The sequence below is a fragment of the Chloroflexota bacterium genome (genome assembly GCA_020161265.1).
In the GTDB taxonomy this organism is placed as follows: domain Bacteria; phylum Chloroflexota; class Chloroflexia; order Chloroflexales; family Herpetosiphonaceae; genus Herpetosiphon.
Window position 1 is genome coordinate 904,152 of the sequence record JAIUOC010000001.1, and the last position, 19,593, is coordinate 923,744.

Annotated in this window: 10 protein-coding genes; 2 read left to right on the top strand and 8 right to left on the bottom strand. The window is 48.7% G+C overall.

What is annotated here, in order from left to right; all coding sequences use genetic code 11:
* Nucleotides 1-115 precede the first annotated feature (115 nt).
* Nucleotides 116-2,095, bottom strand: coding sequence for an FG-GAP repeat protein (locus LCH85_03240; GenBank protein MCA0350989.1), 1,980 nt, complete (start codon nt 2,093-2,095; stop codon nt 116-118).
* Between the two features lie 200 nt (nt 2,096-2,295).
* On the opposite strand from LCH85_03240, the gene LCH85_03245 reads away from it, so the two are divergent.
* Nucleotides 2,296-2,898, top strand: coding sequence for a TIGR00730 family Rossman fold protein (locus LCH85_03245; GenBank protein MCA0350990.1), 603 nt, complete (start codon nt 2,296-2,298; stop codon nt 2,896-2,898).
* Between the two features lie 71 nt (nt 2,899-2,969).
* Here LCH85_03245 and LCH85_03250 read toward each other — a convergent pair whose 3' ends face one another.
* The 7 genes from LCH85_03250 to LCH85_03280 form a co-directional block, all read right to left on the bottom strand.
* Nucleotides 2,970-4,760, bottom strand: a complete 1,791-nt coding sequence (locus LCH85_03250; GenBank protein MCA0350991.1) for a CSLREA domain-containing protein — start codon at nt 4,758-4,760, stop codon at nt 2,970-2,972.
* A 198-nt stretch (nt 4,761-4,958) separates the two neighbouring features.
* The gene (locus LCH85_03255) at nt 4,959-6,617 is read right to left on the bottom strand and encodes an aromatic amino acid ammonia-lyase (GenBank protein ID MCA0350992.1); all 1,659 of its coding nucleotides are present in this window, start codon (nt 6,615-6,617) and stop codon (nt 4,959-4,961) included.
* Between the two features lie 60 nt (nt 6,618-6,677).
* Nucleotides 6,678-8,174 (bottom strand): long-chain-fatty-acid--CoA ligase, encoded by a 1,497-nt coding sequence (locus LCH85_03260; GenBank protein ID MCA0350993.1) that lies wholly within the window; start codon nt 8,172-8,174, stop codon nt 6,678-6,680.
* A 206-nt stretch (nt 8,175-8,380) separates the two neighbouring features.
* Nucleotides 8,381-9,724 carry a hypothetical protein gene (locus tag LCH85_03265; GenBank protein MCA0350994.1) on the bottom strand — a complete coding sequence of 448 codons (1,344 nt, stop codon included), beginning with the start codon at nt 9,722-9,724 and terminating at the stop codon, nt 8,381-8,383.
* 72 nt (nt 9,725-9,796) lie between these two features.
* Nucleotides 9,797-10,558: an ABC transporter permease gene (locus tag LCH85_03270; protein MCA0350995.1), complete on the bottom strand. Its 762-nt coding sequence runs from the start codon at nt 10,556-10,558 to the stop codon at nt 9,797-9,799.
* Between the two features lie 14 nt (nt 10,559-10,572).
* Nucleotides 10,573-11,535 (bottom strand): ATP-binding cassette domain-containing protein, encoded by a 963-nt coding sequence (locus LCH85_03275; GenBank protein MCA0350996.1) that lies wholly within the window; start codon nt 11,533-11,535, stop codon nt 10,573-10,575.
* A 267-nt stretch (nt 11,536-11,802) separates the two neighbouring features.
* Nucleotides 11,803-12,552, bottom strand: coding sequence for a rhomboid family intramembrane serine protease (locus tag LCH85_03280; protein MCA0350997.1), 750 nt, complete (start codon nt 12,550-12,552; stop codon nt 11,803-11,805).
* A gap of 1,213 nt (nt 12,553-13,765) precedes the next feature.
* Here LCH85_03280 and LCH85_03285 point away from each other — a divergent pair.
* Nucleotides 13,766-19,585: an SDR family NAD(P)-dependent oxidoreductase gene (locus LCH85_03285; GenBank protein ID MCA0350998.1), complete on the top strand. Its 5,820-nt coding sequence runs from the start codon at nt 13,766-13,768 to the stop codon at nt 19,583-19,585.
* Nucleotides 19,586-19,593: the final 8 nt, after the last annotated feature.

The following is a 19,593-nucleotide window of genomic DNA, read 5'->3' on the forward strand; positions in this document are numbered from 1 at the left end:
CGCAAGCATACCATACTCTATAACAAATTTACTTACAAGACCTTTAACCTATAGATCTGATATCAATTATATTTTTTATAGGATTATACTTTCCAGCCTACCATAGCAATCAATCTTATGGAACCCAAATCAAATACATTGGAGAGGCCTCCACCACGCTGCCATAAACATCATTAAATTGAACAGTGATTGATTGGCCAGCATACGGCGCGAGGGTCGCATAGGGCACAGTTACAATCGCCGAATTAGGGGTTGAATATTCATGGCGAAAAATTTGGGTGCTATTAGCATATAACACCACTGCATCATCAACTAGGCTCGGCATAACGCTCGTTGGGCTGGCCGAAAGATAATACGTACCAGTTGCAGGCAAATCACTGGGCAATATAAAGCTTGAGTTCAAAAAGGTTTCGCCTTGAACAGTGATCGGGCGAATCGGAATCGTATTAGGATTAATCGTAGCAATCAGGGTCGTCATCCGTTTAAAGACCAATGGCAAATAGGCAACCGATTGTGCTAGGCTAAACACATAGGCCGCACCAGCATTCATCGCGCTGTTATCGGTTTGGTTGCCATCAATTCCGGTTGCATTGCTATCTTCCCACCATGCCCCAACCACCAAACTTAAACCATCGGTTGCCATGGTATAGCCAAAAGTATCTTCAACTCCAGTATTCGAGGCTTTCAAATAGTGTTGCTGGCTCCACACCGTACCAACTCGTGCAAAGACAAAAGCCGCTCCAGAACCGCCAGCATCAGCATTCTGTTGATCACCATTGATGCCAATGGCCGCACTATCGTCAGCATAGGCGCTAACAATCAGCCGATCGCCACGCAACACCAATGCATGACCAAAATAATTTTCAGTATCAGTATTTGAGGCTTTAATATAGGCTTGCTGGCTCCAACTCACACCATCAAAGCTATAGACATAGGCAGCTCCTGAAAAGGTCGTATTATTATTATTTTGGTCACCATTAACGCCCGTAGCCGAACTATCTTCCCACCATGCGCCAACTGCTACGGTTGAGTCATCGATCGTCACGCTCTCGCCGAAGAAATCGTTGGCCTCGGTATTTGAGGCTTTGAGGTAAGCTTGCTGACTCCAGGTCGTGCCACTGCGTACAAAAACATAGGCTGCGCCAGCACTAGCTGCATCATTATTGGATTGATCACCATTAATGCCAGTGGCAGCACTATCTTCATTGACCGCCCCAACCACCAAGCGATCGCCGCTTAGGTCAAGTGCCATCGCAAAATTATCGTTGGCCTCGGTATTTGAGGCTTTGAGATAGGCTTGTTGGCTCCAGGTCGTGCCAGTGCGCACAAATATATAGGCTGCTCCTGAACGGACAGCATTATTATCGGATTGGTTGCCATTAACTCCAGTCGCATTGCTCGATTCAAGATTAGCCCCAACCGCTAAGGTATTGCCATCAAGCGCGACAATCCAGCCAAATTGATCAAAGGCTTCAGCATTTGAAGCTTTGAGATAGGATTGCTGGCTCCAAGTCGTGCCACTGCGCACAAAAACATAAACGGCCCCAGCATTCATCGCGCTGTTATCGGTTTGGTTGCCATTAATTCCGGTGGCCTCACTTGATTCATTGACCGCCCCAACCACCAAGGTATTACCAGACAATGCCACGCTATGACCGAATAGATCATTGAAATCGGGATTTGAGGCTTTAATATAGGCTTGCTGGCTCCAGGTGGTCCCAGTACGCACAAAAATATAAACTGCACCTGAACTAATGACACTATTATCCTGTTGATTGCCATTAATTCCAGTGGCCGCGCTTGATTCGTTGGGCGCACCAATCGCAATTGTATTGCCATCGATCGCCACGCTTGAGCTAAACTGATCGCCAAGATTGGTATTTGAAGCCTTGAGATAGGCTTGTTGGCTTGGGGGTAATAGCTGGCTAATGGCTTGCCAATCGCTGGCGCGGATGCTCGCTGATTGGGCTGATTGGGCATGGGCAAACCGCCCAACTCGCGCCAACCCAATAACCACAGCCAACAACAATAATCCAGCAATAATTCGGCGAGCAACTCGCATAGTCGGCAGCATTTGATCAGAATGAAAAGCCATGCACTGCTCCTTTTTTTAATTTCGCAACGGCTTGGGCAGCATAGCAGACCACCCTAGCTTGCTCAAGGGTTAATTTGTGGGCTATTAATCTAACGTTGTGGGGTAGCAAAAAATGAATTTCAGCCTATTGCGATACGCTCAGGCGGTTCCATGCTATGATGGAGTGTGCCGCAGGGAACAACACAAGGAGCTGTATTGGTATGACGATTAAACGCCCAGAATTGAGTGTGTGTGTGTTCTGTGGTTCGCGCAATGGAGCGCAACCAGACTATAGCGATGCAGCTAGGGAACTCGGTATCGCCGCAGCCCAACGGGGTTTAGGCTTAGTCTATGGTGGCTCTTCGAACGGCTTGATGGGAATTTTGGCCAACAGTGCGCTGGCAGCCGGAGGCTATGTCGAAGGCATTATTCCCGATGGCCTTTTTTTAAAGGAAGTGGCCCATCCGCGCTTATCGCAGCGCTTTGTCGTGCGCAGCATGCACGAACGCAAAGCCATGATGGCCGAACGTTCAAACGCATTTATCGCGCTACCAGGTGGTTTAGGTACGTTCGAGGAATTATTTGAGATTTTAACCTGGGCCCAGCTTGGCATCCACGCCAAACCAATTGTGGTCTGGAATGTCAAAGGCTACTATGACCCGCTGCTGGCCTTTATCGAAGGAGCGGTCACTGAAGGCTTTGTGGCTCCTGAACATCGGCGGTTTATTTCAATTCGCAGCACGCTTGATGAAGTATTGCACGATGTGTTAAATTTTAAAGCGCCCACTAGCATTGCCAAATGGCTCGAACGCGATGAACTCTAAGTGCTCAATCTAACAATTTTAAGTAATACATTCGGCGGGGATGCTTGATCCATCCCCGCCTGATTGTTTAACTATTGGCTGATATAGGGCGCAAACAGCACAAAACGGGTTGGCGCAGGCAAGCTATATTCAAATGCGCCAATATCACAAACCGCTTGCAGATCGCCATCGCCATCTTGTGGGCGGGCAATTCCCCGCTGATCAAACGGGCCACAATCAGCACCAGCATCAATCGCTGGACTCAGCGGATTAAGGCTATAACTCCGAGTTGTGCCAGAATGAAAATCAAATTGATCGAGGATCGGGTCAAGATTAAGTTGATCACTCGCTTGTGCTTGAAAAGTACAGTGGCTGGGATGTTCTAGCAAATTATGGTCAAGACTTAGAACCGTGCCCCTACAATCATAGACATCAACTACGCTAGTATTATAATTCTTGGCCACAATTGTATTGCCAATGGACATACGGCCAATCGCGTAGAGGCCTGCAGTCAACATATTTTCATTACCATCATCATTCTCATAATAGCCATTGGTGTTGGAAACAATCGTTGAATTGGTAATTGTCATTATTGCAGTCGCTTGGAGTTGAGCAATCCCGCTGCCCGTATGAAACGAGTAATTATCGGCAATGGTGCTGGTGTCAAGCGTCACCACACCGAGATTTTGGTAAATTGCGCCACCATAACCAAAACACTCTTCATCATTCCGAACCCCACCACTACTACGGTTTTCAACCCATTCACTATCAAGCAGCGTTGCCTTGCCAGCATGCTGATAGAGCGCTCCGCCGAGATCAGCATAGTTGCCAATAAAGCGACTTCGGCTAACCGAGAGCGTTGCCGCATTATAAATTGCCCCACCACGCGAACATTGACGGGCATTAGAATTACTAAAACCATTCGCAATAAAGGTAGTATCAGCAATTGTGGCGCTGCTTGCTCCACGCAGTGACAAGCCCTGTGGCGTATTATTTAACAGCCCACCACCTGTTATCATCACTCGCCCACCAAGGACATTGATCGCAGCCGAGGTTTGGTGACTATCGGATGAACGCTGAATCACGCTATTCAGCAGACTTAAATTACCCTTGATCATATAAATTGCTGGCCCAAAACCACGTTGATTGTTATCAAAAAGCGAATTGGTAATAGTCACCGCTTGGCTACTTATGTATAAGCCAGCCCCAAAACCACTGCCTGCATCAAAACCATCAACATATGAACGTAACGTATTACTGCGAATCGTACTGTCGTCGATCTTGAGGGTTCCGTTCAGGCTAGCAATGCCACCACCATAGTTATTGCCCAGCAGCGTGGAGCGCAGCAAGCCATTCCGTTCAATCAAACTCGATTGAATATGCAGATTGCCATAGCGATGCAAAATACCATGGCCATAGTAGCGTCCCGTTTCATCATCATTATCCACAAAGCCATTGCGAATTTGCAGATTGTTCAGGGTCACCGTGGCCGTGTAGATATCGAGTACGCGATCGCTTTCCATGCCATCAATAATTGTGGTGGCCGAACTCACCCCAGTAATCGTTAAATCGCTCAAAATATCCAGATCGCCAAGCGCACCCGTCTCATCATTCATGCCATTGCGGGTTAAACGATAGCTTGCCGCAGCGAGCTGAATCGTATCGTTCGCTCCACCAGCGGGACAAGCATCATAGGCCTGGTTGGTATTGGCCGCATAAAGCGCCTCACGCAACGAACATGTGCCATTATCGGCAATAAAATCATCATCCGCCGTTGTTACCACAAAGGTCGTTTGCAGGCTCGCCGCTTGGGCAGGCAACATGAACCCCAGCAGGCTCACAAAACCAATTATAACCAGCAATCCACGGACAAAAGAACCCATAAACCCTCCACAGCCAAAGTAACAGCAAGGCTAGTATCGGCGATGGTGGATATAAACACAATCTAAAAAGCTCGGCTTTTTAGGGCACATTTGTGGAGTTTTTTTGACTGAATGACTCGATTAACGAATCGCGCCAATTTCTGCCATAAACAGGCCGGAAATTGGCGCAACTGCTTGATTCAGCTGTTTAAGCGAAGATTAGGCAAATAAAATTATTGAGCGCAAACTATCTAAGGTTTCTTGAATTGCCTGGGGAATAATTCCATCGTTGGTGATGTCGCTAACGATTGCGCTGATATGTTGTTCTAAAGCTTGTTCGTTGTCATTCCAAATGTAGGGGCGTTCGTGCGAAATCGGCTTGCCTACCACTTCACGCATCGCACTGTAGAGCTTGGCGGTCATCGGCGAAAGTGTTTCAACTGCGTTATAGTGCCCAGTTCGCTTGAAGGTGCGTAAATCGACCGCTTGCACCCCAAAAATCAAGGCAATCGCAATATATTGTTGCAAAGTTTCGATCGTTTGGCGGGCCAAATTAGCCGAACCAAAGCCTTGGCTGTTGATATTTTGGTTAAATTGTTCAGCATGCGTTGGAAAACGATCAGCCAACGAGTTACCCAAAAAGCCCAAAATTGGCATAATCGAGTTGCCCGAAATTTGCAAGCCTTTGAGGCCCATATTGACCTTGCGGTCGGTGTTGCCGACCAAAGAGGCCGATAAGCCATTGTTGAATTGTGGCGAAACCAACAAAGCAATTTGGACATCAAGGTGTTTGGCCATCAAGCCCATGTAATAGCGCAATTGATCCATGCCTACGCCAATGTATTGGCCGAGGAAATTGCCGCCATGATAGCTGGCCCCAGCTTCGGTATTAATTAAAGGATTATCGTTGGCCGAGTTGATTTCGACTCGCAAATGATGGGTGATATAGGCCATACCATCAATGATTGGCCCAAGAAACTGGGGCAAACAGCGCAGCGAATAGCGATCTTGAATCAAATCACCCTCGCGATATTCATGTCGTCCATCAAGTTCATCGCGCGATAACGCCGAGCCTTCTAAAATTTGTAGCATATGGTCGGCGGCCCAAACTTGGCCAGTATGCGCTTTATGCTGATGAATAAACGGGTGGAATGATTGATTGGTGCCTTGCAAGCCTTGAATCATCAACCCATGGATATTCAGCGCCAAGCCCAGCAAAATCCTTGCATCATGCAGCACATTCGAAGCAATCCCCGTCATCACCGATGTGCCATTCATCATGGCCAAGCCTTCTTTGGGCAACAACTGCAAGCGTGGCAAGTTGAGCCGTTCCAAAGCCTCAAGACAATCAATATTTTCGCCATCAAAATCGACGCGGAAGGCGGGATCTGTGCCAAGCAAGGCTCCAGTAATGCTGATTAATGGCACAAGATCGCCGCTAGCCCCAATTGAACCAAACTCGCGCACATGCGGCGTGACATTGGCATTCAAAAACGTCATCATGCGTTGAATAATTTCCAGGCGAATGCCCGAAACCCCGCGCATATGCGAATTGGCGCGTAGCAACATCGCCGCCCGGACATCGGCCAAGGGCAACAATTTGCCAGCGCCAGTTTTGTGATACCAAATGGCATTATTCTGCAAATCGGCAGCTTCCTCGGACGAAATAACCACATCGGCCATGCCACCAAAGCCAGTTGTTACCCCATACACAGGCTTACTAGCTTTAACTGCATCGTTAATGTAGGTACACGAGGCCTCGATCTGTTGCAAGATCTCAGGATTATCAGTTAGCCCAACTGGTTGATTATGGCGAGCCACGCGAACAACGTCCTCAATGGTTAGGCCTGTACCTGTTAGGGTTACTTGGTGGCGCATGTGGTTTTCCAACGTTGAATTTGTTGATAGTCGCTCTAACATGTCCTAAACCTTTCGAATTTAGGCTCCAGCCTCGTTGCGTAAGAGCCGCTTTAACACTTTGCCGGTCGGGTTTTTGGGAATTGAATCAACGACTTTGATTGCGGTTGGCACTTTAAAGCTCGCCATATGTTGGCGACAAAACGCGATAATTGCTTGAATTGGCAGCTGTTGATTGGCTTTGAAGACGATTTGGGCTTCAACGCGTTCTCCAGTAATCGCATCGGCAACCCCATAGACCGCCACTTCAGCAACCTCGGGTAATTGATAGATGACGTTTTCGACTTCAGCGGGGTACACTTTAATCCCAGCAACGTTGATCATATCTTTCAACCGATCAACGATAAATAAATAACCAGCTTGGTCTTTTTTGCCAAGGTCGCCTGTATAAAACCAGCCATCGCGAATTGCTTGCGCGGTTGCGGTTGGATTATTCCAATAGCCCAACATGACATTTGGGCCACGAATAATAATTTCTCCCACCTCATCAGGCAATACTTCGACATCGGTTTCAATATCGACGATTTTTATTTCAACTTGCTCAATTGGCACACCAACCGAGCCAAGTTTATAGTCGGAGATATGATTATAAGCAGCAAACGGTGAGGTTTCAGTTAAACCATAGCCTTCATGAATTGGTAATTTATATTTGGCATACCAACGCTGAGCAATTTCAAGCGGCAAAATTGCTGCTCCTGAGAAGAAATAACGTACTGCATGAAATTGCTCAGGCTCAGTTTTATTCAATAGCAACAGATAAATTGTTGGTACACCAAAAAACATCGTTACTTGATCGGATTGAATTGAACGCAGCACTAAATCAAGATTAAAGCTGCGGTGTAATACAATTGTGGCTCCAGCATTCAGGGCACTATTAAAAATCGCATTTTGGCCAAAACAATGAAAAAGTGGCACGCACAGCAATAAGCGATCGCTTGAGCGCATATCACAATAGCGATTTTTAGCCTGCATATTCGAGATAATATTATGGTGCGAGAGAGTTACACCTTTGGGAAAGCCAGTCGTACCCGATGAATACACAATCGCAGCCGGATCATGGGGTTGCATAGCACGAGCTTGATATTCCTTGGGCGCTGATTCGATTAAGCTGGCTAAACTTGTCGATGCATCAGCCGAACCAGTGACGAGCACATGCTTGAGGCTTGGGCATTCAGTGATTGGCACACGTTGGGCTAATTCTGGCGTGGTGATCATTGCTGTAGCTTGGCTATCGTTGACAATAAATTGAATCTCGTTGTACTGGAGTTGCACATTCAACGAAACGGCAATCGCGCCGAGTTTAATAATGCCAAGATAGCTAAACATAAATTCAGGAATATTGGGCAAGAAAAGCGCGACGCGATCGCCAACCCGAATGCCAAGTTGGGCTAGGCCATTAGCCACTTGATTAGCTTGTTGATCAAGTTCTTGATAGCTATAGTGGGTATTTTCAAAAATCAGCGCTAGCTTGTTGGGGCTGTGAAGTCGCGCTTTTTCAATATGCTGGGCAATATTCATCTGCTGCATCTTTCCCTTATCAATTCGTGGTTGGGCCGACCAACCTTCAATATCAGCACATTGGCACAAAGCAAGGCCTACGGGGTGCTCGCTGGAAGTGGCATCGCAGCCAATCTCAATCAGCAAACACCTCGATTGATCGCAAACAAATAACCTAGGAATCAGCCTTAATTGAGCACCAGAGGCGGCACTGCCTAGGGGCAAGCTTACGAGGCAACGGTTCGGGTATGCGGTAATTTGCTTTGAATTAATTCCAGCGCTGGGCTAGCAGCCTCCAAGGCGCGAAATTCCTCGCCCATTGCCGTAACTCGTTGTTTAAAGTTAGGATTTTGAATCACTTGGTTGAGCATGGTTTCCAGCGCTTGGGCCGAAACTTTACCCATCGCACCCATCAACCCTAGCTCATGGTAAACAACCCGCGCCGCATAGCCAGGTTGATCACGCATCCCAGGGAATACCACCATTGGCACGTTGAAATAGACACATTCCTTAATCGTGCCAACCCCACCATGGGTAATCATCACGCTGGTGCGCGGCAAAATTTGCTCGACCGAAGCCCATTGCAGCAAATGCACATTGGCTGGCACATTGGCAAATTCATGGGCTTTAAATTCTTTGCCGAGCGCCATAATCAATTGCCAATCGGGGCGACTGCGCATTGTGTCGATCACGGTTTGAAAAAAGCGCCGACTATGCTTGTAGATATGGCTTTGGCTGCCCAAGGTACAAAAAATCAGCGGTTTGTCGGGGTCAATCTGCGACCAATCAAAGGCCGCTTCTTGACGATCAAGATCGATCGATGGCTCACAGTAGAAAATCCCTTGCTCAACGCTTGGCCGTGGAAAATCAAAGGCTTGCGGGCAAAGCACGAGTTCGGGTATCTCAAGTTGCGGTCGCAAGCGCGGAAATAGCGCCGCTGGCACAACTAAATCGGCAGGAAAGCCAAAGTGGGTTGCCAGTTCGGTTAGTTTTTTCTGAAAATTGTAGCCAATCAAAAGGTTGGTTATTTTGATCGCTAACCCGCTGAATTTCCAAGCCATGCCAGCTTTAGAGAGCGAGGCAGGGGTGTTATCGGGCACAATATTGGTGACAACTGGCGGATAATTGGCGGCCTGCGGAAGATTAATATTAATACTCAGACTAATCACTTCCAGGCCAGCATGCCGCGCCATAAGGCTCAGCGGGGCCAAAAATCCATCAAAAAGACATAAATCTGTCCCAATATCCAACAAACTACGCTTGATTGGATTTTGATCTTCACGCACAGTTTGAAACAACTTGAGATAAAACGCCGTTTGCGAAACCTCTTTCAAAAAGGCTCGGCCACGGGTGTTTGCAATTCGCTCGGTTTGCTGAGCACGAAAGCCCTTGGGAAAATCCTCAGCAAACAAGGGCAAATATTCAAAGCCTTGCTTGCGAATATACTCCTCAAAATCGGCCAAGGCTAAATAGTACACCTGATGGCCTTGGGCTTTTAAGCTTTTGCCAAGCTTGAAACTAGGAATAAGATGGCCTTCTTCGGGAAACATACTGATAACAATCGTCGCCATTTGATCATACTCCTATCGTGGTTCCCCCTCGCTCGCTCGGCGGGAGAGGGGGCTAGGGGTGAGGGAGCGCAACTAGGCCACGCCTTGACGAAACGAGCGCACCGCCCAAAAAACACCCAAAAACGACAATACGCCCATCACTGCAAACCCTTGCCAAACCGCTGGATGTTCAAGCTGACCAATAAACAAGGCCCGCGAGGCATCAACAGCATAGGCAAATGGATTAACTCCCGCGACATTGCGAATCCAATCAGGAGCTAAAGTGAGCGGTAGCGTAATGCCTGAAAGCAGTAAAATTGGCAAGATCAAAAAGTTGAGCAACGAGGCAACTGTGTTTTCATCCTGCAAAATCAGCGCAACCGCATACGAGCATGAAGAAACCAACAAGCCCAGCAGCACCACAATCAACAACGAAAGCGCTACGCCAGCAGGATCAGCCCGCAAGCCCATAAGCCATGCCACGCCAACCAGCACCAAGGCTTGCAGCAGCAACATCGTGACATCGCGCAGCAAACGCCCAAGCACGAGCGCCAACCGACTCAGTGGCGTAACCCGCATGCGCTCAAGCACGCCCGCCCGCAACTCGGCAATAAAGCCAAATACCACAAACAACGAGCCAGTAATACCCAACATCACCAGCAAGCCAGGCGTAAAAACCCCGATTGCGCCGCCTTCGGGAAAGCCCTCAGTTCCAGCAATTGGCTCTAACAAGGGCGCAAATAATAACAATTGCACCACTGGTTGAAAAAGGCCGACAATCACCATCACTGGGTTGCGCATGGTCATGGTGAGATAATGTTTAAACAGCAGCCATGTATCACGTAGCGATTGCATTGAATATCCTCGAGCTAGTTGGCAGACTCGCGTAATGAACGACCAGTTTGCTTAAGAAAAACATCATCCAGCGAAGGGCGCGAAAGTTCAACGGTTTGAACTTGCACATTGGCTTCATCGATCAGCCGCAAAATTAATGGCAAAGCCTCGGAGCCACGGTCAACCACCAAGCGAATTGTTTGCTCAGCATATTCCAGCGAATGGATATAGCTCTGCTGTTGCAACAAAGCTTGAACGGTGTGATCGATTTCAGGTTGAAATTGCAAGCCCAAGGTGATCGTATCGCCAACGATCTGGCGTTTGAGGGCATCGGGCGTACCTTCAACCACAATCCGACCATCATCAATAATCGCCAAGCGTTGACAGAGTGCATCAGCCTCATCAAGGTAGTGGGTCGTCATAAAAATCGTTGTGCCCTCGGTATTCAGACGGCGCACCTCAGCCCACAACCAAGCCCGACTTTGCGGATCAAGCGCGGCAGTCGGCTCATCGAGCAAGAGCAATTTAGGTTTATGCACCATACCCAAGGCCAAATCGAGGCGACGGCGTTGACCACCGGAGTAGCTGCTACTTGGGCGATCGGCAATCTGCTCAAGATCAAGCGCTGCCAATAATTCTTTGGCTCGCACATCGGCATCGTGAGGGGTTATGCCATAAAAGCGGGCTTGTAGAATCAAATTTTCACGCGCAGTACAAGCGCCCTCGGCTCCGCCAGCTTGGCTCACATAGCCAATTTTTTCGCGAACCTGGCGCGAATGTTGTAAGAGATCGATACCAGCAATCGTTGCCTGACCACTACTTGGCTTGAGCAAGGTCGTCAGCATGCGCATTGTGGTCGTTTTACCGGCCCCGTTCGGCCCGAGAAATCCAAAAATTTCGCCTGCTTGAACATTCATCGTCACGCCTTTGACGGCCTCGACTAAGCGTCCACGCACCCGAAAACTTTTGGCCAATTCCTTGGTTTCAAGAATAATCATCAAGCTGCTCCGTTGAGGTTCATGTGTGATAGACCGTTTTCAGCATTGGAAGCCTCGACCGCATGATGGAACGAGGAATTGGCGGCAAACGTGATGTTCAGATTAGAACAATTGTTCACCGAGCAACCTGGTGTTGCAGGTTGATAGTACGCCAGGGGTGAGATGAGGCAGCAGATGGCGCAAGCATATTCATGGCGCTAGCGTCAGCTTCGTTGCCTAGCTAGCACCCTAGTTGTTTCCCAAATTAGGCCTTGGGATTATTTATGCCTATTCAGGTTTATTGGCGTTAACTCGTCGCACGATCTGCATAATCAAGGTGCTGATGACTCCTGCACCCAGCGAGGCCAAACCAGCTTTGCGGGCAGGACCTTTTGATTGCGCCAGCCCTGATAACATCTGCGAGCAAAGCACACCCAAAGCAGTTGCAGCCAAGACATCTTGTTGCGAGCGGAAGGTCAAGCGCTGGCGATCGGTTGCCAGCGAAGCCAAAAAGACCCCCAACAAACAGTAGGAAGAACCAGACATATTTGTCAGCACAGCATCATCGTCAGCTTGGGGCGCAGTCACGAGCAATGGCACAAAAATACCCAGCCGTACCGCTGAAAAAGCGAGACTAAACGATTGGAAGCGGGTAGTTGCTGTGCCTAAAATGCTGACGGCAGCACCTTCACGGAGGGCCGCAGCGAGGCTAGGGTGAACCAAGCTATAGCTAAGAATTCGCCAAACTTGGCCTGTGTTAAGCTGCGATTTTTGAAACGCACCCCAGCCGGCTTTGGTTTCGGCCTCGCTTGAGTTGGCATTCATCAACGCACTCAGACCACTCAACCCATACAGCACTGCCACCTTGGCTAAACTGTCGGTGACAGGCACCAACAATGCACCAACTGGCAGCAAATCGGCAGCGTCGGTTGATTCTAGGGCGCTATCGTCAACGGTTGTATGTTCGCTCAGGGCAAAAAGTTGTTTGGTGGCCTGCAAACCCAACCCGATCATGCTTAATCGATCAAATATGTTCATGCTGTTGTTGCTACTCCTCAATCGATTGGCTAGCTAAATCAACTAACGTCATCAAATTGCTGATCTGCCAGTGGCAAAACCAAAGGACAGGATTTGGGATCACAACCCAAGCTGGGGCAAAAATGTTGTTTTGTGATGCAGCTTTGGCGAATCGTGGCGATTGCACATCAGTCTATAGACCGATAAATCGATCGATAACTGATTAAATCGTACAATGTAAAGCTTAATTGATCAGCAACTACTTGGAAGATGTTTTACGATCGATTTTTAGGATGACTTCTGGCAAATAGTCGCAAAATTAATGAGTCTTAGGGCTGATTTATGTTGCTGACGATACATCAACAAATTAAGCTTAAATTTAACGAATCTTCGCACACAGCGTGGATAATAACCTAAGAAAATAAATTATGCAAGAACCCCAAATCTACTGCATATACATGCTCAATCAAATCACAAGCATGCCTAGATATATTTTAATCTGCCTTGACAATGTTAATGAACTCTAACTATAATAGGCGCGTTGTAAGTCAGCTGTGCTAAAAATCGTTGATCGAACTAGGCTTGTGTTAATCTCTTAACCTCAAGTTAACTCGACTTAACAAATAAAATAGTACAGTTTAGGGCTTCACAATCAGCTCATTATAAATAGCAAACTCTCCTGTTTAATCAAGGTAAATCCTCTTATTTCATCCTACTCCTTTACCAAGATAACAGATACCCAGGCTTTTTATTTAACGATGTAAATGTATATAGCTACAGCTAAATTTAGATAGTTTGCACAATAACTCGTGGAAACTTTTTTGGATAGTTTGTACAATATGGGTTTACTCGAATAGCTTTACAGCATTAGATTATTAATCAGAATGAAACTTCAATATCATACCGATCAATACAGTTTCATAAACCTATATTGTTATAAATTAATTATTCAGAATTTACATTGAGTAAATTTATTCAATTTTACTTAATTATAACATCATTAAGTTATTTATTACCATAAAACCCGAATCTTAATCTAATAGAAATTACTTATTTATTAGATAAGATTCAGATCGTCTTAGGTATATTAATTCTGATACTTCTGGCAAGTATCAGAAGCTTAACAGTTCAATACATATAAAGACCGATTTCAATCTGATGTAACTTCCAGTATATAGATGCTCACAACTTCGATTAAACCTTATCGCACAATGCTACATTACAGAGGATGACTATGAACAACCTACCATCTGGAACGGATAGCATCAAGCCTGAAACAATCGAAACAACCGCAGAAATATTAACTGAGTGGTTAGTAAATCACTTTTGTACCTATTTAAACGTTTCCTCGAATGAAATTGATGTGCGCTTGCCTTTTGCGCACTATCAAATCGATTCAATCCAAGCGCTTAGTTTAATCAGTAAGCTTGAGCAATTTCTAGGGCGTTCGCTCTCACCAACATTGCTTTGGGATTATCCGAGCATTGCAACGTTGGTTCCAGCGCTGATCGGCACTGAACAGCCTGAAGTCGCAATCGTGGCTGATTCCGACCAAAATGCTGATGCAATTGCCATTATCGGCATGAGTTGTCGCTTTCCTGGTGCTCGCAATTTGGCCGAATACTGGGATTTATTGATTAACGGTCGCGATGCAATTACCGAAATTCCTGCCGAGCGTTGGAATTTAGAGGCCGTGTATAACCCCGATCGCAGTGTGCCCGGCACGATGTACACCCGTTGGGGTGGCTTTGTTGATCAGCCTGATTATTTCGATGCAGGCTTTTTTGGCATCTCGCCGCGAGAGGCCATTCACCTTGACCCACAACAGCGCATGTTGTTGGAGTGCACATGGGAAGCCTTCGAAGATGCTGGTCAATCGCCACAAGCCTTGGCTGGCAGCAAAACTGGGGTGTTTATTGCTTCAGTCAGCGAAGATTATGGCCGAATTTTATTCAGCCACCCCGAAATTATCGATGCCTACACTGGCCCAGGCACGGCCCACAGCATTTTGGCCAATCGGCTCTCATATGTGCTGAATTTGCAAGGCCCAAGCATCAACATCAACACAGCTTGCTCGGGATCACTCGTCGCAATTCATATGGCCTGCCAAGCATTGCAAACGGGCGAAGCCGATCTGGTGGTTGCTGGCGGGGTCAATGCCAGCTTGTTGCCTGATGGCAATCTATTTTTCTCTAAAGCTGGAGCCTTATCGCCCGATGGCCGCTGCAAAACCTTCGATGCTCGCGCCAATGGAATTGTGCGTAGCGACGGCGCAGGCATTGTAATTCTCAAGCCTTTGCAAAAAGCCTTGGCCGATGGCAACCCAATTTATGCAGTCATTCGTGGCAGCGCCGTCAATAGCGATGGCCGTACCAACGGGATTATGGCTCCCAACCGTCAATCGCAAGAGGTTGTACTGCAAGAAGCCTATCGCCGCGCTGGAGTTAATCCCGCGACAGTGCAGTATATCGAAGCCCATGGCACGGGCACAAGCCTTGGCGATGTGATCGAGGCCCAAGCACTTGGCGCAGTTTTGGCAGTTGGACGCTCAGCCCAACAACCCTGTGCGCTTGGCTCGGTCAAAACCAATATTGGCCACAGCGAATCAGCAGCAGGCATTGCAGGGGTGATCAAGGTGGCACTGGCAATGAAACATCAGCTCTTGCCGGCAAGTTTACACTTTGAAACTCCCAACCCCATGATTCCGTTTGAGGAACTCCGCTTGCAGGTTCAAGCCCAACGTGGGCCATGGCCCAATGCTAGCGGCCCGCTCTTAGCAGGGGTTAGTGGCTTTGGTTTTGGCGGTACAAACGCTCACGTGGTGCTCGAATCGGCTCCAATTCGCGAAACCCAAAGCCCAAATATCAACGATGCTTGGCCATTGTTATTGCCATTATCAGCCCAAAGCGAGCCAGCCTTATGGCAACTTGCAGCCCGCTATGCCAGCCAAATTGCCGCCGCTAGCCCGAGCGAAGTTGCCAATATTTGCTATAGCGCTAGCGTTGGGCGCAGCCAGCTTGATCATCGCCTTGCCGCATATGCAGCCAGCCCAGCCTTGCTTGCCGAACAGCTCAACGATTTTGCTGAGGGTCGCTCCGTCACTGGTTTGATCACCCAAGATCGTTCGCAAGCCCACAAATTGGTTTGGGTCTTTTCAGGCCAAGGCTCGCATTGGGTTGGCATGGGGCGCGGTCTGCTTGGCCAACAACCAATCTTCCGCCAAACCCTCGAAGCTTGCGATCAAGCCTTCGCTAATTATGCTGGTTGGTCGTTGATCGCAGCCTTGCTCGATGATCAAGCTGCTGAGCAGATCAACCAAACGGATCGTGCTCAACCGCTGATTTTTGCCTTGCAAGTCAGTCTCGCCGCGCTTTGGCGATCATGGGGCATTACTCCGGCGGCGATTGTTGGGCATAGTTTAGGCGAGGTCGCTGCGGCCTATGTCAGTGGTGTGCTAACGCTCGATGAAGCGGTACAAGTGGTTTACCATCGCAGCCGTTTGATGAAGCAAGTTGCTGGCAAAGGCAAAACTGCCGCCGTCGAATTGACCTTCGAGCAAGCCCGCTTGCTGTTGGTTGGCCGCGAACAACAGGTAGCAATTGCTGGCATCAATAGCCCAACCTCGTGTATTCTGGCGGGCGATCCGAGCACGTTGGAGCAATTAGTTGCCTCGTTGCAGCATAACGATGTGTTTGCTCGCTTGGTGCGCGGGGTTGATATTGCCTTTCATAGCCCACAGATGGAGCCACTAGTTCCTGAATTAAACGCCGCTTTGGCCCAGCTCAAACCACAAGCGCCCATGATTCCCTTGGTTTCAACCGTGACTGGCACGTTTGCCGAGCAAGCGCTCTACAGCGAGGGTTATTGGGGCCGCAATCTGCGTGAACCATTCTTGTTTGCCACTGCGATCAAAAGTTTGCTCGACAAGGGCTTCGATACATTTTTGGAAGTCAGCCCACACCCGGTTTTGGGTGAATCGATGTTGCGCAGCATCCAACACTTCAAGCAGTCAGCCCAAGTGTTTAGCTCGTTACGCCGCGATCAAGCTGAATTGGATTTGCTGTTTGAGACACTTGGGCGGCTATTCGTGGCTGGCTATAGCCCTGATTGGCAGCAGGTTTATCCCGAGCCACGTCAGCGCAGCGCTTTGCCAAACTATCCCTGGCAACGTGAACGCTACTGGTTCGATCAGCTTTTGCCAGCAACGAGCAATCAAACGTCGGCCCGTGGTGGGTTTGTGCCAGCGCTCTTAGCCGGCAACCTTAAGGCCATACCCAGTGCTCAACACCCGTTGCTCGGTATTTCGATCAGCTCGGCGGTCAATCAAAGCCAGTTCTGGCAAACCAATTTAGCCGCCAATTATCCGGCTTATTTGGCCGACCATGTGGTGCAAGAACAGGTGTTGTTGCCTGGCGCGGCCTATGTTGAGATGATCATTGCCGCCCTGCGGAGTCGTGGCCAACACCATGTCACAATCAATAACTTGGTGTTCAAACAGCCATTGATCTTGCCAAACCAAGGCCAATGCACCGTCCAACTGGTGTGCAACGCTGATGATAATGGCGTTAATCTCCAAATTTTGAGCCAAGCCGCCGAGCCAGATAGCCCTTGGGAATTGCATGCAACCGCCAATGCGATTGATAATGCCACACCTGTAAATCATTCAGCCTATCTTGCCCTCGACGAATTGCAAGCCCGTTGTGCCGAAAGCGTCGCAGTGAGTGAGCATTATGCTCGCATGCAAGCAGTGCAATTGGTGTATGGCCCAGCCTTTCAATCGCTCAGCCAAATTTGGCGCGGCGAGGCTGAGGCTTTGGCCCAATTGCAACTAGCGCCAGCAATCGGCCAACTTGCCCAGCACGATCAGCTGCATCCAGCGTTACTCGATGCTACCTTCCAGCTCGTCGCGGTGATGCTCGCCCAACATACCAACGATCAAACCTACTTGCCAATTGCGATTGAGCGCTTGAATGTGCTTGATCGAATTCCTGCCGAAGCTTGGTGTCATGCGGTGTTGCGCTCGGCTCCTGCTGATGAAACCCTGATGTATGAAGCGGATTTGGTGATTGCTGATGCCCAAGGGCGAGTTGTGGTAGAAATTGCTGGCTTGAAGTTATTCCAAGTGGCTGCCGCGCGGAGTGCCAACCAGCCCCAACAAGCGTTGTATGACTATCGTTGGCAACCGTTCGAAAGCCAAACTACTGAGCATCCCGCTGAACGTTGGCTGATTTTGGCCAATACCCACGATCAATTTGCCAAACAGTTGAGCAACGGCTTGGCAGCCCATGGTCAGCAGGTCGATTGCCTCGAACAATCAATTGAAGCCGCCAGCTTAGGCGATTGGCTCAAAACCCAGTTGCAAGCCAATTATCAGCAGATCGTTTGTTTATGGCCACTGGCCGCCAGTAATGATCAAGCGCCAGTCGCTAGCGCAACCCAGCAAAGCTTGGCAATGTTAACCCTGCTGCAAACGCTCAGCGATTCAAGCAGTGCTACGCCGCGCTTGTGGTGTGTCACACGCGGCGCACAGGCCGTGCTCGATCACGAAGTTATTAATCTGGCACAAGCACCGCTGTGGGGCATGCTGCGCAGCGCCGCCTTAGAACACCCCGAACTAGCGCCAAGCTTGATCGACCTTGCACCAATGACTGAAAGCAATGAAGCAACCCAACTCGCCAAGACGTTATTGCAACGTGCCAATGAACATCAACAGGCCTTGCGCAATCAACAGCAGTTGGTAGCTCGCTTGCAACAACGCTCAGTCAGCAAGTCAAGCCCGCTCAAGTTGAGCAATCAAGCGGCTTATTTGATTACTGGTGGTAGCGGTGGTTTGGGCCTGGAGATTGCCCATTGGATGCTGGCCAAGGGCGCGAGCAATTTGATTATCCTTGGTCGCCGACCCTTACAGCCAAGCCATAACGCCGTATCCGAGCAGCAATCACAGCTTGTAAATGCGCTTAGCCAACTCGAACAAGCTGGGGCAAACCTGCGCTACGCCGCAATCAACGTGGCCGATCAGGCGGCCTTGGCCGAATTTTTGCAGCAGTATCGCGCCGAAACTGGCCTTGCCATTCGCGGGATTGTGCATGCTGCGGGTGTGCTTGATGATCAAATGCTCTATCGCATGGAGCCAAGTGCCCTGACCAGCGTTTTTGCGCCCAAAGTTGCTGGCGCATGGGCCTTGCACGAAGTTTTCAGCCAAGAACCACTTGATTTTATGATCTTCTGTTCATCGCTGGCGGCCAGCATTGGCTCGGTTGGTCAAGCGCATTATGCCGCCGCCAACAGCTTTATGGATAGCCTGGCAGCCTATCGTCACAGCCAAGGCTTGGCTGGGCTAAGCATTAATTGGGGGCCATGGGCCGAGGTGGGAATGGCCGCCAAGCTCAATCCACAATTATTTGAAGCCCATGGCGTGCAATTACTGCAACCTCAACAAGCTTTAGTTGCAATGGAGCAACTGATCAACGATCAAGCAATTCAGACGACGATTGCTGAGATCGATTGGGCAACGTGGCTCAAAAGTAATCAGGTTGTCGCAACCCTACCCTTCTTTGCGGCACTTGCGCCGTCAGCCACCATTGCTCAAACAGCCAGCAATGCAACCCAAGAGCATGAATTTCGCCAACGGGTTTTACAGACCCAGCCCAGCGAACGTCAAGCGTTGATAACTCAACAACTCAAACAATTGATTGCCAAGGTTATGCAGCTTGAGCCATCAAAACTGGACAGCCAACTAGCACTCCATACCCTCGGCCTCGACTCGATTATGGCAATTGAACTCAAAACCAGCATTAGCCAAAATCTTGGCGTAACCTTGTCGGTTGCCTATCTGATTCAGGGTCCCAGCATTGATGAAATTGTTGCCAATGTCAATCAACAACTATCCCTAGAACTATCATCGGAGATGTTTGCATCGCCTGAAACCCGCGATGATGCGCTTCAGGTGCTACTTGAACAAGTACAGCAAAGCGATCACGACCAGATCGCTCAAATACTTGCTGAATTAGAACAACTCTCCACTGATGAGGCTAAATCTCGTCTGGTTGGGTGAGGTATGGA

Coding starts and splice junctions, on each gene's coding strand:
- LCH85_03280 (MCA0350997.1), bottom strand. CDS start 12,552: ATGAACATATTTGATCGATTAAGCATGATCGGGTTGGGTTTGCAGGCC.
- LCH85_03265 (MCA0350994.1), bottom strand. CDS start 9,724: ATGGCGACGATTGTTATCAGTATGTTTCCCGAAGAAGGCCATCTTATT.
- LCH85_03255 (MCA0350992.1), bottom strand. CDS start 6,617: ATGCGCCACCAAGTAACCCTAACAGGTACAGGCCTAACCATTGAGGAC.
- LCH85_03275 (MCA0350996.1), bottom strand. CDS start 11,535: ATGATTATTCTTGAAACCAAGGAATTGGCCAAAAGTTTTCGGGTGCGT.
- LCH85_03270 (MCA0350995.1), bottom strand. CDS start 10,558: ATGCAATCGCTACGTGATACATGGCTGCTGTTTAAACATTATCTCACC.
- LCH85_03245 (MCA0350990.1), top strand. CDS start 2,296: ATGACGATTAAACGCCCAGAATTGAGTGTGTGTGTGTTCTGTGGTTCG.
- LCH85_03285 (MCA0350998.1), top strand. CDS start 13,766: ATGAACAACCTACCATCTGGAACGGATAGCATCAAGCCTGAAACAATC.
- LCH85_03240 (MCA0350989.1), bottom strand. CDS start 2,095: ATGGCTTTTCATTCTGATCAAATGCTGCCGACTATGCGAGTTGCTCGC.
- LCH85_03260 (MCA0350993.1), bottom strand. CDS start 8,174: ATGAATATTGCCCAGCATATTGAAAAAGCGCGACTTCACAGCCCCAAC.
- LCH85_03250 (MCA0350991.1), bottom strand. CDS start 4,760: ATGGGTTCTTTTGTCCGTGGATTGCTGGTTATAATTGGTTTTGTGAGC.